Raw genomic sequence first — 15,622 nt, 5'->3', positions numbered from 1 at the left:
GGAGTATCTCAGCGTTTATTTTATCTCGTCATCGGGTGCTGGCTTTCAGCACACGTTCAATAACCCCTTCCCAACGCGCTTCGACTGGCGGCAGTTCCATTGCAATCACTGGACTGGACGATTGATCTGCCTGTCGCAGCTGATAATAAAGCTCAAAAGCCAGTTTTGCCGGATTATCCGGCAGCTGAAAGCCGGGATGGAGTGAAAACAATCGATCTTTGTGAAACGACAAAACCCAGGCATTGGGTTCCGTGCGACAGAAATCCTGCAGGGCGCTCAGGCTGGTAAAACAACGCAGCGGTTTTTCCGGTTGATAGTGAGTATCCATTCTGCCAGGGACTCGAATGGTTGAATCCGCTTTCGATGCCTGTCGGTTCAGCACGCCCCGAATGGCTGCCTCATCAACCATGCCCGGACGCAGAATCTGATAGTTCTCAGGATCAATAACCGACACGATGCTCGACTCAATACCCACTTCACAACGCCCACCATCGAGAATCAGCAAGGCCTGATCAGCAAAACTCTGCTGCACATGTTCAGCCGTGGTTGGACTTATTTTACCGAATGGGTTGGCTGAAGGTGCTACCAGAGGAAAATCGAGACGCTGCAGCAGGCCCTGCGCCACAGGGTGCTGTGGGCAGCGGATGGCAACCGTAGACTGACCGCCGGTTACCAGGGGATTAACCGCTCCAGGTTTTGCGTGAAAAACCAGAGTTAATGGTCCTGGCCAGAATGCGGTCATTAATTGATGAGCATAATCCGGAATAGCGCTCACCCACTTCGACAAATCAGCCCCATCGGCCACGTGCATAATCAAAGGATGCGTCAGTGGCCTGTTTTTCATGGCATATATTTTTTTTATGGCGCTGGCATCTTCCGCGTTAGCAGCCAGACCGTACACCGTTTCGGTCGGAATGGCGACAATATTGCCAGACTGTAGCGAAATAGCAGCGCGTTGAGAGTCTTCGGTAATTTCAGGAAAAAAAATCATGTTTCATAACGAGATTAAGTGTTCAGATTACAAGCATTCTACAACAAATTCATATGAATTAATACGCAAAGATTCACAGGCAATATGTGCGAACCGCGACCGTCAGGAAGCGCAAATTTTTAAGCATCCATCTGAAGCTCCTTCTGCCGGGCAATAACGTAAAATTTCCACTCCCTGACGGTCGCGGTTCAGTTATTACAGCCATGAGATACATCTAGTCCAGCGTGGTTTGCAATTATCAAAAACTATGATAGTTTGGATGCTGATTTTTAAAAAAAACCACAAGGAGTCTTGACCTATGCATCCCAATTTTTATCTGTCGCCACTGGCCGCGTGCCTGGCACTTACCATGGCTTCATCAGCCAAGGCAGCAGAGCCTGTTCCCTTACAAAAAACCTCTCTGGAGAGCCTGAAACACAGCTTTCAGATTGCCCTGCCCGGCATGAAGCAGGCAAGCACCGCAACACAGCCCAATACACTGAAAGTATTAAAACAACACACAGACAGCAAAAAAATAACCCACGTTCGCATGCAGCAACAGTACCGGGGTTTTAACGTATTCGGTGGCTATGCCATCAGCCATGGCGACACGAATGCAAAATCTCTGCTGGCAGGACAGAACGGTCAGGCTCAATTGAGCGGTGCAGTCTACAACGGCCTGGAAAATGAACTGGGTTCACCTGACGCGGATTTTGTCAAAAATGGTCAAAAAGCGCTGCAACAATTAAAAGCAAAATTTAATGGCAAAAAACTGAGCCAGGAAAGCGTTGTTCCCATGGTTTATGTTGATGACAAAAATAAGGCACACTGGGCTTATCAGGTCAGCGTAAAAGTCGATCAGAATGGTAAAATTCCTGAAAGACCAACCGCTATTGTTGATGCCAGAACATTTGACACATTTGTGCAATGGAACAATATCAAAACAGCATCGCCTGTTGTCAGGGTCAGAGGGATGGGCTTTGGTGGCAATACCAAAATGGGTAAAATCACCTATGGCAGCAACATGACACCGCTGTATCTGACACGCAACTCAGAACTGAGCAAATGCTTCATGGAAACGGCTGATGTAAAAGTTGTGGACATGAAACACGAGGAAGATTCTGACAACATGGCCATGTCATTTGACTGCGAACTGATCCCCGGCCTGTCAAGACGTACGGTATGGACCGGCTATAACGGCGATGGTTATGACGAAAATAATGGCGCGTACTCACCTGCCAACGATGCTCTGTATGCTGGGTACGTTATCAAACACATGTACTCGGACTGGTATGATGTGGATGCTCTGACCACTGAGCAAGGCTTCCCAATGCAGCTGGTTATGCGCGTTCACTACGGCGAAGACTATGGCAATGCCTACTGGGATGGCCAGCAAATGACCTTTGGTGACGGCGACTACATGATGTACCCACTGGTATCTCTGGGTGTTGGCGCACATGAAATCAGTCACGGTTTCACAGAGCAGAACTCCGACCTGATGTACTACGGTCAATCCGGTGGTATGAACGAATCCTTCTCTGACATGGCCGCCATGGCAGCCGAGTATTATTCAACCGGTACCAGCAGCTGGATGATTGGCGCTGAAATCATGAAAGAAGACAGTGGCTATGAAACACTGCGGTATATGGATGTACCCAGCCGTGACGGTGGTTCCATTGATTCTGCGGATGACTACTACATTGGTCTGGACGTTCACTATTCCAGCGGCGTATACAACCGCCTGTTTTATCTGATCTCGAATCTGGAAGGCTGGAATGTGCGCAAGGCATTTGATGTCATGGTCAAGGCCAACATGGACTACTGGACACCCTACACCCGCTTCCAGCAAGGTGCCTGTGGCGTGTTAAGCGCAGCGAAGGATCTGGGTTATGATGCAGAAAGCCTTAAGCCTTCCATGTTAACCGTTGGTCTCAGGACTCAAAGCTGTTCGTAATTCTCCCTCTAATCCTGCGGCCCTGCCGCAGGATTTATTCTAAGCCTTACCTTTCTCAATAATCCCTTTAACGACAAAGCGCGCTGGCGATATAGCCTGTACCAGTGATCTGGGTAAAAAATTCATCTCCTGATTAATCTGCGCAGCCAGCCAATCCGCACACAGGGGGATACTGGTCAGCCCACGCGAACCAAAACCCGCACAGACGTATAGGCCCGGATAATATTCTCCAGCGGCTGCAATCCAGCGTTTCCTGTCTGTTGCCAATGGTGCGAAGCGTTGCTGAAAGTAATCCACTATCGGCGCTGGCCCCACAAATGGCAGATAATCCGGTGTGGCGCCGCGCGTCCCATACCAGTTTCCTTCTGGCTTATCCGACCACAGCGAATCGGAAAGCATGTGTTTCAGATTGTCCATATTCACGCGATCATCATCAGCTGCCGCCTCACGGGCAATCGTATTCCGATGATAGGTCGCACCAAGATAATGTCGCGCATGTCGCTGGGGTAACACATGCCCTTTAGCACACAGAGGGACAGCCAGGGCAGTGCTGCGATCACTGCAGGCTATCTGCGTCAGCTGACCGGCAACTGGAATCAAGGGTAAATGGGCTGTCAGCTCGAATCGCCTGGCCTCATAGCCATTGGCCAGCACCAATACCTCAGCCTGATGCGACCCGGCATGCCACTGCCCTTGCTCATAAACGAGAGTCTCAGCGGTCTGATTAAGCTCAACGCGAATTCCTTTCTTCGCCACAAGCCAGGCGCACAAGGCCGGCGTGTCCATCCAGCCTGACAACGGCAAATACAGGGCATCACAGGGAACAGGCAATCCGGCCAGGACAGATGCCTGCTCAGCATTAAGCTGCTCACCCAGCGCAGGACAGGTCGTCAGCAGCTCACGCAGAGCGAGCTGGGCTTTTTTTTCCTTTGGACTCTGCGCCAGCTGCAATATGCCACGCAACTCGCCCAGAGACTGGTTGCACAGGACGCGGCGGTACCATTGATGAGCATACAGATACGCAGTCAACATGAAATCAGCCAGAGGCGAATGCCAGGCAGAGAGCATGGGATACAAAACCGTCTGTGGATTACCCGATGCGCCCGCAGCCAGCCTGGATGCGCTATCGATCAAGACAACCTCCCAGCCACGTTCAGCAAGAGCGTGCGCGCTGAAACAGCCGGCAAGACCGGCACCAAGCACCAGGGCTCGTTTTCTGCTGACGGGCCGCGCTTTGGGAAATGCCCAGGGCGTGAACCGTTTTAACGTGGTTTTTACCGGGGTGCTATCAAGAGAATTCAAGCCTGTGAAACGCGTCTCAGGCCCGGATAACAGACGCATACGCTGCACCAGTTCCGGGGTATTTTCTGCTGTTGCAAACCAGGCATCCACACCGCGCGCCCGCAGCATAGGCTCCAGTTCGGCATCGGCACAGCATAATAGTTCAGCCAGTGAATCCAGCGGATTACCCATCATCAGGTTTATGCAGATGCGCCCTTCTGCCAGTAACAGGCGATGAAAACCAGGCGTTAACACGGGATATACAGCAAGAAAATCATCAGCCACGGCCGCCAGTGTTGGCCAGCGGGCAAATAACCGGGCCAGATCGTCATGCTGCCAGGCCTTGGAAACGCAGCTAAAATAATGCAGGCGACTGCCGGGCTTATGGGTTTTCAGCCAATGATAACAGGCGAGAAGTGTATTCAAACCAATCGAAAAATCCGTTTCCGCAAGAACAAAATCAGACGAAGAATCGCGCCAGCAGTCCAGTAGGCCACTGTCTCGAAAAAAAAGCTGCTCAGCATCAAGACGGGTCTGCTCATCGGCATCAGGAATGCCCTGATGCCAGGTTTCAACCGATACGATACGACGGTTCAATGTTCCAGCACCACCGCAACCGTGTCGTTTTCAGACAACGTTTTTTTTTCGCTCATCCAGCGCTTAACCAGCGGCGCCAGGCAATACAGCATCAGGCCCACCGCAATGGACATCAAACCCAGCTTCAGGAATACGCTGGCGTAACCCGGGTTGGTCAACAAAGGATCCACCGAAGACTGTCCCAGCGTCATCCAGTTTGAACTATAGCTTGACAGGGTCGCGCCTACTCCAGACGACAGCATCCACATCCCCATCAACACGCCTTGCAGAGATCGGGGTGCCAACGCTCCAATCATCGCGTAACCAATGGGCGAAATCAGCAGCTCACCCGTACTTTGCAATACAAAACTCAAGACCACCCACATGGGCGAAACCAGACCCTGAGCATCGGCCCGGGCAATCCCCAGCGGCATGAGCGCAAAGGCCAGACCAATCAGTACAAGAGCAAAGGCAAACTGTACTGGGATGTTAATGGCAATGCCTCTCGACCGCAGGCGGGTCAGTACAAAGCTCATCGCCGGTCCACCCAGCACGATACAAAGGGTGTTGATGTTTTGAAACCACTGCGGCGGGATGGTCATGGTCAGCCAGCTGCGCTGTACATTGTGAGCGATAAAATAGGTCAGGCCCATGGGTCCTATCTGAAACAGCGTCCAAAACGCCGTTCCCGCCAGCATCAGCACACCGAAGGCATATAATTTATTTCCTGCCTGCTGAGTATCCTGTTGTCTGGCCAGGACATAAACCACGAATAACATACTGATACCGGTCAAAATCACCAGGCGGTTGGCAAAGTCGGCAGCGTGCAGCAGATGACTGAGTGCAACGGGCAGGCAGGCAACGATAGCCAGTCCATACCAGAAAAACTTCTTTTTCTGAGCAGAGGAAATGTATGAACGGGTTGTCTGCACATCGGCCAGCGCCTTCCAGTTATAAAGGCAGATAAACAGGGCCAGCAGATTCCCCACGCTGCTGAACAAAAACAGACGTTGATAATTGTGCAGGAGCTGGAAGTAACCACTGAGGCTGAAACCGATAAAAAAACCGATGTTCATTCCGGCATAGTTATAGAGAAATGCATTTTCGCGACGCGTGTCTTCTGCTTTGAAGCGCTGAGTCAGCATGCAGTTGACGCAGGTCACGTTCAAACCAGAACCGGTCAAAAAAGCCGCCAGGCCATAATACAGGAACGCGGAGCTGACCGTAGCCAGCAGCACACAGCCAACCACCTGGGCCGCCATGCCGATACAGAAGAGAGAACGATAGGAAAAAAAGCGACCGCCGAGATAACCACCCAGCAGATGCAGGGCGTAATTAAAAGCGACGAACACCCCCATAATGCTGTTAGCCAGTGTTGTGCTGATGCTCAGCGCATCGTTCATATACAAAACCAGAGTCGAATACAGCACACTGAAGCTCAGGGTCGAAAAAATCTGTATACAAAACAGGGCAAACACGCCGTCAGGCAATTTACTCCAGGCTGATCCACGGCTGTTATTCATTGACATATCAGGCGTCCCTCCTGCTCAGATTCATGAATCATCCAACAAAACCTCTTTGACTATGCCACGTACTTTAATACCTGTCCAGAGCATTGGCATAAGGTGCGCTATACAGGCATTACAATCGCCGTAATTTGTTCTATGATAAGCATAATGTCCACCGCTCAGGATTTTCAACGTGTCGAAACGCATCTATCTCACTGGAATCGAAAAAAAACCCGGTAAATCCTTTGTTTCTCTTGGTGTTGCATCGTTTCTGAAAGAACAGTTTGCGAACATGACCTGCCATAAGCTGTTTTCAGAATCCGATAACGACCAGATTACCCTGCTCGAAGACATCACGCAAAACAAAATCAAGCCGGTGATGCCGGTTAATCAGGCCATTGCCATGATGCGCGATCAGCCCGATGATCTGTTTGCCAAAGTGCTCTCACGGACCAAACCCAAAGCCGACTGCGACCTGGTGTATTTTGAAGGCACCGACTTTGAAAGCGACAACGACGTATTTGAATACGATTTCAACCTGACTCTGGCCAGTCAGCTCAGCTGTGATGTGTTGCTGGTGGTTTCTGCGAAAGACCGAACCCTGCAACATACCCTGTCGGTAGTTAACACCGCCCTTGATGTGGGCAAAAAAAACCATGCCAGAGTTATTGGCGTTATTATCAATCGCGTCAAAATTCATGATGTAAGCGAAGCACAGGCCCTTTTCAACAGGCAGCTCAAAAGCACAGCCTGCCTGATTCTTCCTGAGTTTGATGATCTCGCTAACCCATCCATGAAAGACATCGCCATCAAATTAAATGCGCGTATCCTCTGCGGAGAAAACGAGGCACAACGCACAGTTAATCAAATCACCATCGCCGCAAAAACCGTCGGTAATTTTCTCGAATCACGACGTGACAGAAAGGGTATGCTTATCATCACACCCGATGACCGCCTCGACATCCTTCTCGGTTCGCTCCTGGCGGATCAATCATCTACCTATCCCAAAATAGCCGGTATGGTGCTAACCGGCGACGAAGGCCCTGGTCCTGTTATCATGGAAATCATCACCGGTCTCGATCACCCTTTCCCGGTACTGCATACGTCAAGAAAAACCTATGAAACAGCCACCACGCTCTTCTCGGCCAAATACAGCCTGAGCACCGCCGACCTGCCTAAAGTCAAAATGGCCCTGACCATTATGGAACCCTATCTTACTGCACCGTTGCTGCAGCTGATGCAGCAAAAGCAACAAAGCTCGCAGTCAAGTCCGGCTATTTTTCTGTACGAGCTTAACAGTAAGGCACAAAAAGCAAACCGCCATATCGTATTGCCAGAAGGTGATGATCCGCGCATCCTGGCGGCGGCGGATTATCTGCTGAAGCGAAACATTGTCACCATTACCCTGCTGGGTAATCCCGACAAAATTCATCAGTTGGCGAAGCGACAGCAACTGGAGCTCCCCGGCGTGCGTATCATCAATATTTACAAATCGACAGAAAAGGAAAGATACGCGACACTCTACGCCCAGCTGCGGCAACATAAAAACGTGAATTACCCTATTGCACTCGAACGCATGACCGATGCCAACTACTACGCCGCCATGATGGTCTATTGTAATGATGCCGACGGCATGGTGTCGGGTGCTGCCCACACAACTGCCGACACGGTCAGACCGGCACTGGAAATCATCAAAACAAAACCCGGAGTATCACGTGTTTCCTCTATTTTCATTATGTGTATGCCAACACGCGTATTGATTTATGGGGATTGCGCAATCAACACCGAACCCGACAGCGAAACCCTGGCTGAAATTGCTACTCAGGCGGCCGACATTGCGAAGCGGTTGGGTCTGGCACCGCGTGTGGCTCTGCTCTCTTATTCGTCTGGCGGTTCAGGCAAGGGAGACAGCGTGGACAAGGTTTCCCGTGCCATGACATTGCTCAGCAGCAGTCAACCTGATCTGCTGGCCGAGGGGCCCATCCAGTACGATGCCGCGGTCGATCCAGACGTAGCCAAAAAGAAACTGCCTGACTCCAGGCTGGCCGGTAATGCCAACGTCTTGATATTCCCGGATTTAAATACTGGTAATAACACCTACAAGGCCGTGCAGCGCGAAACAGGCGCCCTTGCAATTGGTCCGGTATTGCTGGGTCTGAACAAGCCCGTCAATGACCTGAGCCGCGGCTGTACGGCGCAGGATATCATCAACACCATCCTGGTAACTGCTATTCAGGCAGGAGATTTATCATGCTGATTCTGACTCTCAATGCAGGCAGCTCATCCATCAAGTACAAACTCTTCGATGATCAGAAGGCGCTGCTTTCAGGGCTGATTGAAGGAATTGGTGAAAAAAAGGGACGCTGGCGCCATCAACATGACAGCCAGGAGCGTTGCTTTGCCGATCATCAACAGGCTTTTGAGGCCCTGGCCAATCAGTTAAAACAGGAGCTGCACGGGCGACGTATCGAGGCCGTTGGCCATCGGGTTGTGCATGGCGGTGACAGGCTCTGGCAACCAACGCTCATCACGGAAGAGGTTCTGGCTGACATCAGGCAGCTGTCACGACTGGCGCCGCTGCATAATCCCGTGAATGCCCTGGGAATCGAATATGCCCAGCGGTATTTTCCCGATGCCAGGCACATAGCCATCTTTGACAGCGGATTTCATCACAGTATGCCGGCTCATGTGCGCCAGTACCCTATCGATTTGGAAACTGCCCGACATTATCAGATTCAGCATTATGGCTTTCATGGCATTAACCATGAGTACGTGGCCATCACGGCTGCGCGGTACCTGAACAGGCCATTGTCAGCCTGCAACATGATTTCGCTGCATTTAGGCAATGGCGCCAGCGCATGTCTGATAAGGCATGGAAAATCCTGTGACACGTCGATGGGCATGACGCCTCTGGCCGGTCTGATGATGGGCACCCGCTGTGGAGATATTGATCCGGCTATTCCCCTGTATCTGCTGGAACAGGGTATGAATGCGTCAGAAATCGATCAGCTGTTAAACAAAAACAGCGGCCTGAAAGGTGTGGGTGGCGATAACGACATGCGGGCAATTCTTAGCAAGGCCGAAGCGGGTGATGAGCGGGCAGCTCTGGCTGTTGATATGTACGTTTACGCCATTCAAAAAATCATTGGTGCGTACCTGAGCCAGCTGGAGTCGCTGGATGCGCTGATCTTCACGGGCGGTGTCGGTGAAAATTCAGCGCTGATTCGCAAACGTACCATGCAGTCGCTGCAACAGTTTGATTTTCACCTCGACGATGCATTAAATTCACAGGGCAGCCAGGACGGATGCTACCCTATATCGAAAAGAGGGAAACTGATACTGGTGGTTCGCAGCGATGAGGAACTGCTGATGGCACAGAAGGTGGAGAGTCTGAAATAGGCCATTCCCGGATTACGGCTTCGCCTAATCCGGGCTACGTACCACCCCTATTGCTGGCAGCGTTCCATCACTTCAACCATTACGGCAAGAGTCAGAGAAATTTCTTCAGATTTGTGCGCGCTGGAAACAAAACCTGCTTCATACATCGAAGGCGCCAGATAAATCCCCTTGTCCAGCATGCCATGATAAAAACGCTTGAACAGCACTTCATCCGAACTGGCCACATCAGAAACATTCTTGACCTGCTTCTTCGCATTAAAACAGAAACCGAACATGCCACCCAGCGATGCGCCACAGAACGGGACAGAAAAGGTGTCAGCCACATCCGCCATGCCCGCTACCAGATTACGTGTATGAGCACCCAGCTCATCATAAAATCCAGGCTGCTCAAGTTCCGACAGGGTTGCCAGGCCGGCAGCCATCGCCAGCGGGTTACCCGACAGGGTTCCCGCCTGATACACAGGGCCCTCGGGTGCCAGGAAGGACATGATCGCAGCCGAGCCACCCAGCGCCCCAACCGGCATGCCACCGCCGATGACCTTGCCCAGGGTGGTGATGTCGGGCCGAACCCCAAACAGAGCCTGAGCGCCTCCCAGCGCCACGCGGAATCCTGTCATGACTTCGTCAAATATCAACAGAGCCTGGTTCGCATCACAGAGTTCACGCAGCCCCTTTAAAAAGCCGGGCTGGGGCATCACAAAGCCCATATTGCCCGCTACCGGCTCCACGATAACCGCGGCAACATCGCCTTTATATTTTTCAAATAACTGCGCGGTCTGATCCAGATCATTGTAATCAGCCGTCAGCGTATGTTCTGTAACACTGGCCGGAATGCCAGGCGTAGAAGGAATGCCCAGCGTCAAAACGCCTGAACCTGCCTTCACCAGCAGGCCATCACTGTGACCATGGTAACAGCCGTTGAATTTAATAAGCTTGTTTTTACCGGTGACACCGCGGGCGAGACGGATAGCGGTCATGGTAGCCTCCGTTCCGGAATTCACCATTCTCACTTTTTCAATCGATGGCATGAGGGAAATAATTTTCTCTGACAGCGCAATTTCAAGCTCTGTAGGCGCGCCAAAGCTCATGCCGTTGTGCAGAACATCCTGCACGGCAGCAATCACCCGTGGGTGACAATGCCCGAGAATCAGTGGCCCCCACGAACCCACATAATCGATGTACTCGCGGTCATCAACATCCACCAGATAAGCACCACGCCCCTGTTTGAAAAAAACGGGCACGCCACCAACGCCCTTGAAGGCACGCACGGGAGAATTAACGCCACCAGGAATAACCGCCTGGGCCTGAGTGAACAACTGCTGGGAATGACTCATAACAACCTCAACTGACTGTTTTTAATGTCAGCATTATACCCTATAACCAGCGCTTATACTTAAAAAATCTGTAGGGCACCCAGGCCGATAAGAACATCATGCCAATGGCTGTTTCATAACCCCAGCGAAACGATAGAAAAGACATAAACTTGAAGTTCATCCCATATACACTGGCAATCAGGGTGGGAGGTAGAAAAATCACCGCAGCAACCGAGAAAATCTTAATAATCGCACTTTGTTCAATGTTGATCATACCCAGAGTCGCGTCGAGCAGAAAATTGATTTTATTGGAAATGAAGGAGGCATAGTCGCTGAGTGAGCTTAAGTCCGAGCACAGAGTCAGTATGCGCGACTGCCATTCCTTGTCGAGTCTTGCCTCGGTAGACTGCCGGAAAAAGGTTACCAGACGGCTGAAGGCCACCAGACTTTCCCGCGCCTTGGTGTTCAGGTTGCTTTTAATTCCGATTTCCAGCATCAAGGCTTCATAATCCGGTCTTTTTTTGGTATCGACATTGCCACCATAACGAAATACCGTCTGCGAATATTTATCGAGATGATGCCCGGCATACTCCAGCACGTCGGCCAGACGATCAACAGCGGCATCGAGCAGTAAAATAAACACATGAATAGCCTGCAGAGCGGACTTGTTATTTATTTTCAGAAGATTGGCAATAAACTGCTTAAACGACTGCGGCTCAATGTAGCGAATTGTGATCAGCTGCGCGGGCGTCAACACAAAGGTCACCGCATCGTAATTGGGATTTTCCGAATCCGATTGCGCGACCATGGTGGCGGTCATAAACAAACTATCGTCGAGCGCATACAAACGGCTGGACAATTCGATTTCACGCATTTCTTCCTGGCTGGGGATGTTCAGAGACAAGGCCGTCTCAACCAGATCTTTCTCCTTTTTATCAGGCGAAAGCAGGTCAATCCAGATGGCTTCGTTCAACAGCCCGGCATTATGCTCATGAATCATGACCGGATTGAGGTTATTGGATAGTAAATAAGCGGTGATCACCATGCTGCTCCATAGAATCCTGAAGAATCATCATAGCAGATGCCTTAACAAACTGACTACCGAACCGCGCGGGGCTCGCTTAATTACACCCATCAATGCTTTACAATACGGGCGCCATTACGATAAATTACCCCTTTTCAAATCCACCGAGGCCCCTGACATGCCCGAATACAAGCGTTATATCTGCGTAATCTGCGGTTTTATCTATAATGAAGCGGAAGGATGGCCAGATGATGGCATTCCCCCCGGAACCGCCTGGGAAGATGTTCCTGAAAACTGGTTCTGCCCTGATTGCGGCGCCGGTAAAGAAGATTTTGAAATGGTTGAAATGTAAAATCAAAACGGTTTCACAACCACCAGAATCACAATGCCTGCCAGCAGCAGGGTGGGCATTTCATTGAATACTCTAAAAAACAGCGGTCCACGCACATTCCTGTCGGAAGCAAAGCGGCGCAGGTAGTGCCCGCAGGCCAGATGATAAACCCAAAGCAACACAACCAGACTCAGCTTCGCATGCATCCATGGTGCGTGAAGATAATATCCCGGATTGTAACAAAGCAAGGCGATGCCCAGTGCCGTAGTCAGCAGGGCCGCAGGCCAGGTGATGCCATAATACAGACGGCGCTCCATCAGCCTGAACCGCTCACAGCTGACTGCATCCTGCGATGAAGCATGGTAGACAAACAGCCGGGGCAGATAAAACAAGCCGGCAAACCAGGCCACCATGGCCATAATATGAACTGCTTTAAACCATAACATCGTTTTATTTCCTGCGATGCTGGCGAGAGCGTTTTAAGTGATTCAATCCCTCGACAGCCAATGAAAAGCCCATGGCAAAATAAACGTAGCCACGGGGAATATGAAAGGAAAAGGCGTCAGCCACCAATACCATCCCAATTAATATCAAAAAACTCAAAGCCAGCATTTTAATCGTAGGATGCCGGTCGATAAACTCACTCACAGGCTCGCTGGCGTAGATCATCACCAGAATGGCTATGCTGATGGCTACGGCCATCACCCAGAAACGGGTGGTCAGACCAATGGCAGTCAGCACACTGTCGAGCGAAAACACGATATCCATCACCGCCACCTGAGCCACTACGTTTCTAAACGTAATCCGTCGTGACGCATCCTGCGCATACAGCCCTTCCCGTTCAACCACCTCGCCATGAATTTCCTGAGTGGCCTTGGCAATTAAAAACGCGCCACCGGCAAACAGAAACAAATCGCGAATCGAGAAGGAATAATCGGACCAGGAAATCAATGGATGAGTCAGTCTGGCCAGCCATACTGCCGAAGCCAGCAGCATCAGACGCGTCACCCAGGCAAAGGTCAAACCCCAGCGCCGCGCACTGCGTCGTTGTTCTTTGGGTAATTTTTCGGTCAATATTGATAAAAAAACCAGGTTATCGATGCCCAGAACAATTTCCAGAACAATCAAGGCCAGCAGGCTTAAAACAATATCCAGTAGTTCCATGTGTTACCTTCTCCCGGGAATTTGCATTTGATATGTTTATCAATACATTTCACATTAGCTCGTATCCTGGTTATAATACACGCGTCCATAAAAATTTCCATGTGAGTAACTACAATAATTAAATTAATCAAAAAGCTGCTACGGCGGACCAGAGCTAAGCATACCCCTCAGCAAGGTAATCATATTATACCCCGTAATCAGCATAAATTATCCAAATCCGATATCAACGGCAACGCGCTCAAGGTACTGAATCGTCTGAACAGTTCAGGATATCAGGCCTACCTTGTTGGCGGCTCGGTGCGTGATCTGCTGCTCGGCAAAGTCCCGAAAGATTTTGACGTGGCGACGAATGCAACACCGAACCAGATTAAAAATCTGTTTCGCAATGGGCGGATAATCGGTCGGCGATTCAAACTGGTTCACGTTATTTTTCAGCGCGATATCATCGAAGTGGCAACCTTTCGGGGCAGCGAGGGCGAGGAAGACAATCAAAAGGCCAACGAACGCGGCATGCTGATTCGAGACAACGTCTACGGAACGCTGGACGAAGACGCATGGCGCCGCGACTTCACTGTTAATTCGCTGTACTACAACATCGATGACGCCTCGATAGTCGATTTTACCGGTGGTGTTAAAGACATTCACGACCGCCAGATTCGAATGATTGGCGATCCGGAAAAACGCTATCAGGAAGATCCTGTCCGCATGCTGCGTGCCATTCGTTTCAGCGCGAAGCTGGGATTTGAAATTGCTCCTGAAACAGCTGAGCCCATCGAAAGGCTGAGCTCGCTCATTCTGCACGTATCCAATTCACGCCTGTTTGATGAAATGACCAAGCTGTATCAATGCGGTGCAGGTGAAACTGTGCATCGGCTGCTTTTGAAGCACGGCCTGTTTGCCAGACTCTTTTCTCAGACCAATGCACTGATAGGCAGTGAGTATCCGGTTAATGCTCTGCTCTGCATTGCGCTTGAAAACACCGACACCCGGATTCACGATGGTAAGCCCATCACGCCAGCCTTTATTTTCGCTGTGTTGCTCTGGTTTCCATTGAAACACCGCGCCGCTCTTCTGCAGGAAGAAGAAGGCATGGCTCCCCTGCCGGCTCTTGAAAAAGCCATGTCGCTGGTTATTACAGAACAAAATAAGGTAATCGGTATACCCAAGCGATTTACCCAGATTATGCGCGAAGTGTGGCTGCTGCAATTCCGCTTCTCCAAGCGTTTTGGCGGTCGTGCAAACAATCTGCTGCAACACCCGCGTTTCCGTGCTGCCTATGACTTTTTCGCCCTGCGCGCTCTGGCAGGTGATGAGTCGATGGAGCTGGCGCAGTGGTGGACGACCTATCAGGATGCCAGCGAAGACGAGCAACTGAAAATGGTAACGGCATTAAATGCTCAAAGCCCCAAAAAACCGCGCAGACGCAGAAAACCCAAAGCACCTGAATCTCAATGATTCCCTGTTATCTTGCTTTGGGAAGCAACCTTAAGCATCCACAACGACAGCTAAGACGTGCCATGCAGCATATAAGCGCCATGCCTGGCACCATCCTGCTTAGAACATCCAGCCTGTATTTCAACAAAGCCTGGGGACGAAAAGCACAACCAGATTTTTACAACGCTGCTGTCGCAATACAGACCCGTTTGACACCCCGGCAATTGCTTGCGCACTGTCAGGCTATTGAGCAGGAGCAAGGCCGCTACCGCAAAGTCCGCTGGGGTGCCAGAACCCTGGACATAGACATATTGCTGTATGGCCAGCAACGCATAGGCACGCATAATCTGATTATCCCTCACCCAGGATTGATGCAGCGCGATTTCGTTCTGACCCCCCTGCTTGAGATCGCCAGCCACGAATGTTTACCAGCCAGGCATCACGATATGAACCCCACAGATCCATGCAAGGATCCTCCTCGTTGATGTCCCTTTTACTAACAGACATTTGAGGCAGCCCGAACATAACTTTCTACTGAACAAAACTCCGGGCTGTCATTCCCGCACTGGCGGGAATCTATCCAGGAACTGGCTCCGTGCTGATTTGACCATAGTTCCCCGCCTGCGCGGGAACGACAAATAATATAAAGATTAAAAAATTGCCCAGTA

13 protein-coding genes are annotated in these 15,622 nt (G+C 50.8%); 6 read left to right on the top strand and 7 right to left on the bottom strand.

What is annotated here, in order from left to right; genetic code table 11:
* Positions 1 to 28: 28 nt before the first annotated feature.
* Complete coding sequence (locus ACQUTA_RS03610; RefSeq protein ID WP_444986834.1) at positions 29 to 991, bottom strand: L-threonylcarbamoyladenylate synthase; 963 nt, start codon at positions 989 to 991, stop codon at positions 29 to 31.
* Positions 992 to 1,289: 298 nt separating this feature from the next.
* Between ACQUTA_RS03610 and proA the strand changes: the two genes are divergently transcribed.
* The gene (proA, locus tag ACQUTA_RS03605; protein ID WP_444986833.1) at positions 1,290 to 2,924 is read left to right on the top strand and encodes a zinc metalloprotease ProA; all 1,635 of its coding nucleotides are present in this window, start codon (positions 1,290 to 1,292) and stop codon (positions 2,922 to 2,924) included.
* Positions 2,925 to 2,963: 39 nt separating this feature from the next.
* Here proA and mnmC1 read toward each other — a convergent pair whose 3' ends face one another.
* Positions 2,964 to 4,802 carry an FAD-dependent 5-carboxymethylaminomethyl-2-thiouridine(34) oxidoreductase MnmC1 gene (gene mnmC1, locus ACQUTA_RS03600; protein WP_444986832.1) on the bottom strand — a complete coding sequence of 613 codons (1,839 nt, stop codon included), beginning with the start codon at positions 4,800 to 4,802 and terminating at the stop codon, positions 2,964 to 2,966.
* Complete coding sequence (locus ACQUTA_RS03595) at positions 4,799 to 6,310, bottom strand: peptide MFS transporter (RefSeq protein ID WP_444986831.1); 1,512 nt, start codon at positions 6,308 to 6,310, stop codon at positions 4,799 to 4,801. The genes mnmC1 and ACQUTA_RS03595 overlap by 4 nt, the downstream gene beginning before the upstream one ends.
* A 172-nt stretch (positions 6,311 to 6,482) precedes the next feature.
* Between ACQUTA_RS03595 and pta the strand changes: the two genes are divergently transcribed.
* Together pta and ACQUTA_RS03585 are read left to right on the top strand one after the other, a co-directional pair.
* Positions 6,483 to 8,546: a phosphate acetyltransferase gene (pta, locus tag ACQUTA_RS03590; RefSeq protein WP_444986830.1), complete on the top strand. Its 2,064-nt coding sequence runs from the start codon at positions 6,483 to 6,485 to the stop codon at positions 8,544 to 8,546.
* Positions 8,540 to 9,688 (top strand): acetate/propionate family kinase, encoded by a 1,149-nt coding sequence (locus ACQUTA_RS03585; protein WP_444986829.1) that lies wholly within the window; start codon positions 8,540 to 8,542, stop codon positions 9,686 to 9,688. Before pta ends, ACQUTA_RS03585 begins: the two co-directional genes overlap by 7 nt.
* Before the next feature lie 47 nt (positions 9,689 to 9,735).
* Here ACQUTA_RS03585 and hemL read toward each other — a convergent pair whose 3' ends face one another.
* On the bottom strand, positions 9,736 to 11,022 hold the full coding sequence (hemL, locus tag ACQUTA_RS03580; RefSeq protein ID WP_444986828.1) for a glutamate-1-semialdehyde 2,1-aminomutase: 1,287 nt from the start codon (positions 11,020 to 11,022) through the stop codon (positions 9,736 to 9,738).
* Between the two features lie 40 nt (positions 11,023 to 11,062).
* On the bottom strand, positions 11,063 to 12,046 hold the full coding sequence (locus ACQUTA_RS03575) for a magnesium transporter CorA family protein (protein ID WP_444986827.1): 984 nt from the start codon (positions 12,044 to 12,046) through the stop codon (positions 11,063 to 11,065).
* A gap of 157 nt (positions 12,047 to 12,203) precedes the next feature.
* Between ACQUTA_RS03575 and ACQUTA_RS03570 the strand changes: the two genes are divergently transcribed.
* Complete coding sequence (locus ACQUTA_RS03570) at positions 12,204 to 12,377, top strand: rubredoxin (RefSeq protein WP_444986826.1); 174 nt, start codon at positions 12,204 to 12,206, stop codon at positions 12,375 to 12,377.
* Positions 12,378 to 12,379: 2 nt separating this feature from the next.
* Here the strand turns inward: ACQUTA_RS03570 and hemJ are convergent, their stop codons facing one another.
* Positions 12,380 to 12,802 (bottom strand): protoporphyrinogen oxidase HemJ, encoded by a 423-nt coding sequence (hemJ, locus tag ACQUTA_RS03565; protein ID WP_444986825.1) that lies wholly within the window; start codon positions 12,800 to 12,802, stop codon positions 12,380 to 12,382.
* Positions 12,803 to 12,806: 4 nt separating this feature from the next.
* The gene (locus tag ACQUTA_RS03560) at positions 12,807 to 13,520 is read right to left on the bottom strand and encodes a TerC family protein (RefSeq protein WP_444986824.1); all 714 of its coding nucleotides are present in this window, start codon (positions 13,518 to 13,520) and stop codon (positions 12,807 to 12,809) included.
* 135 nt (positions 13,521 to 13,655) lie between these two features.
* Between ACQUTA_RS03560 and pcnB the strand changes: the two genes are divergently transcribed.
* A complete protein-coding gene (pcnB, locus tag ACQUTA_RS03555; RefSeq protein ID WP_444986857.1) occupies positions 13,656 to 14,975 on the top strand; it encodes a polynucleotide adenylyltransferase PcnB in 1,320 nt (439 codons plus the stop codon).
* The gene (gene folK / locus ACQUTA_RS03550; protein ID WP_444986823.1) at positions 14,972 to 15,439 is read left to right on the top strand and encodes a 2-amino-4-hydroxy-6-hydroxymethyldihydropteridine diphosphokinase; all 468 of its coding nucleotides are present in this window, start codon (positions 14,972 to 14,974) and stop codon (positions 15,437 to 15,439) included. Before pcnB ends, folK begins: the two co-directional genes overlap by 4 nt.
* The last annotated feature ends 183 nt before the right edge of the window (positions 15,440 to 15,622 follow it).

The organism is Legionella navarrensis, from assembly GCF_052527415.1.
This window is presented reverse-complemented; position numbering and strand designations above follow the sequence as displayed.

Excerpts from the sequence above, each read along its gene's own strand:
- ACQUTA_RS03610 (WP_444986834.1), bottom strand. The coding sequence starts at position 991 with ATGATTTTTTTTCCTGAAATTACCGAAGACTCTCAACGCGCTGCTATT.
- proA (WP_444986833.1), top strand. The coding sequence starts at position 1,290 with ATGCATCCCAATTTTTATCTGTCGCCACTGGCCGCGTGCCTGGCACTT.
- ACQUTA_RS03595 (WP_444986831.1), bottom strand. The coding sequence starts at position 6,310 with ATGTCAATGAATAACAGCCGTGGATCAGCCTGGAGTAAATTGCCTGAC.
- ACQUTA_RS03585 (WP_444986829.1), top strand. The coding sequence starts at position 8,540 with ATGCTGATTCTGACTCTCAATGCAGGCAGCTCATCCATCAAGTACAAA.
- hemL (WP_444986828.1), bottom strand. The coding sequence starts at position 11,022 with ATGAGTCATTCCCAGCAGTTGTTCACTCAGGCCCAGGCGGTTATTCCT.
- ACQUTA_RS03575 (WP_444986827.1), bottom strand. The coding sequence starts at position 12,046 with ATGGTGATCACCGCTTATTTACTATCCAATAACCTCAATCCGGTCATG.
- ACQUTA_RS03570 (WP_444986826.1), top strand. The coding sequence starts at position 12,204 with ATGCCCGAATACAAGCGTTATATCTGCGTAATCTGCGGTTTTATCTAT.
- hemJ (WP_444986825.1), bottom strand. The coding sequence starts at position 12,802 with ATGTTATGGTTTAAAGCAGTTCATATTATGGCCATGGTGGCCTGGTTT.
- ACQUTA_RS03560 (WP_444986824.1), bottom strand. The coding sequence starts at position 13,520 with ATGGAACTACTGGATATTGTTTTAAGCCTGCTGGCCTTGATTGTTCTG.
- folK (WP_444986823.1), top strand. The coding sequence starts at position 14,972 with ATGATTCCCTGTTATCTTGCTTTGGGAAGCAACCTTAAGCATCCACAA.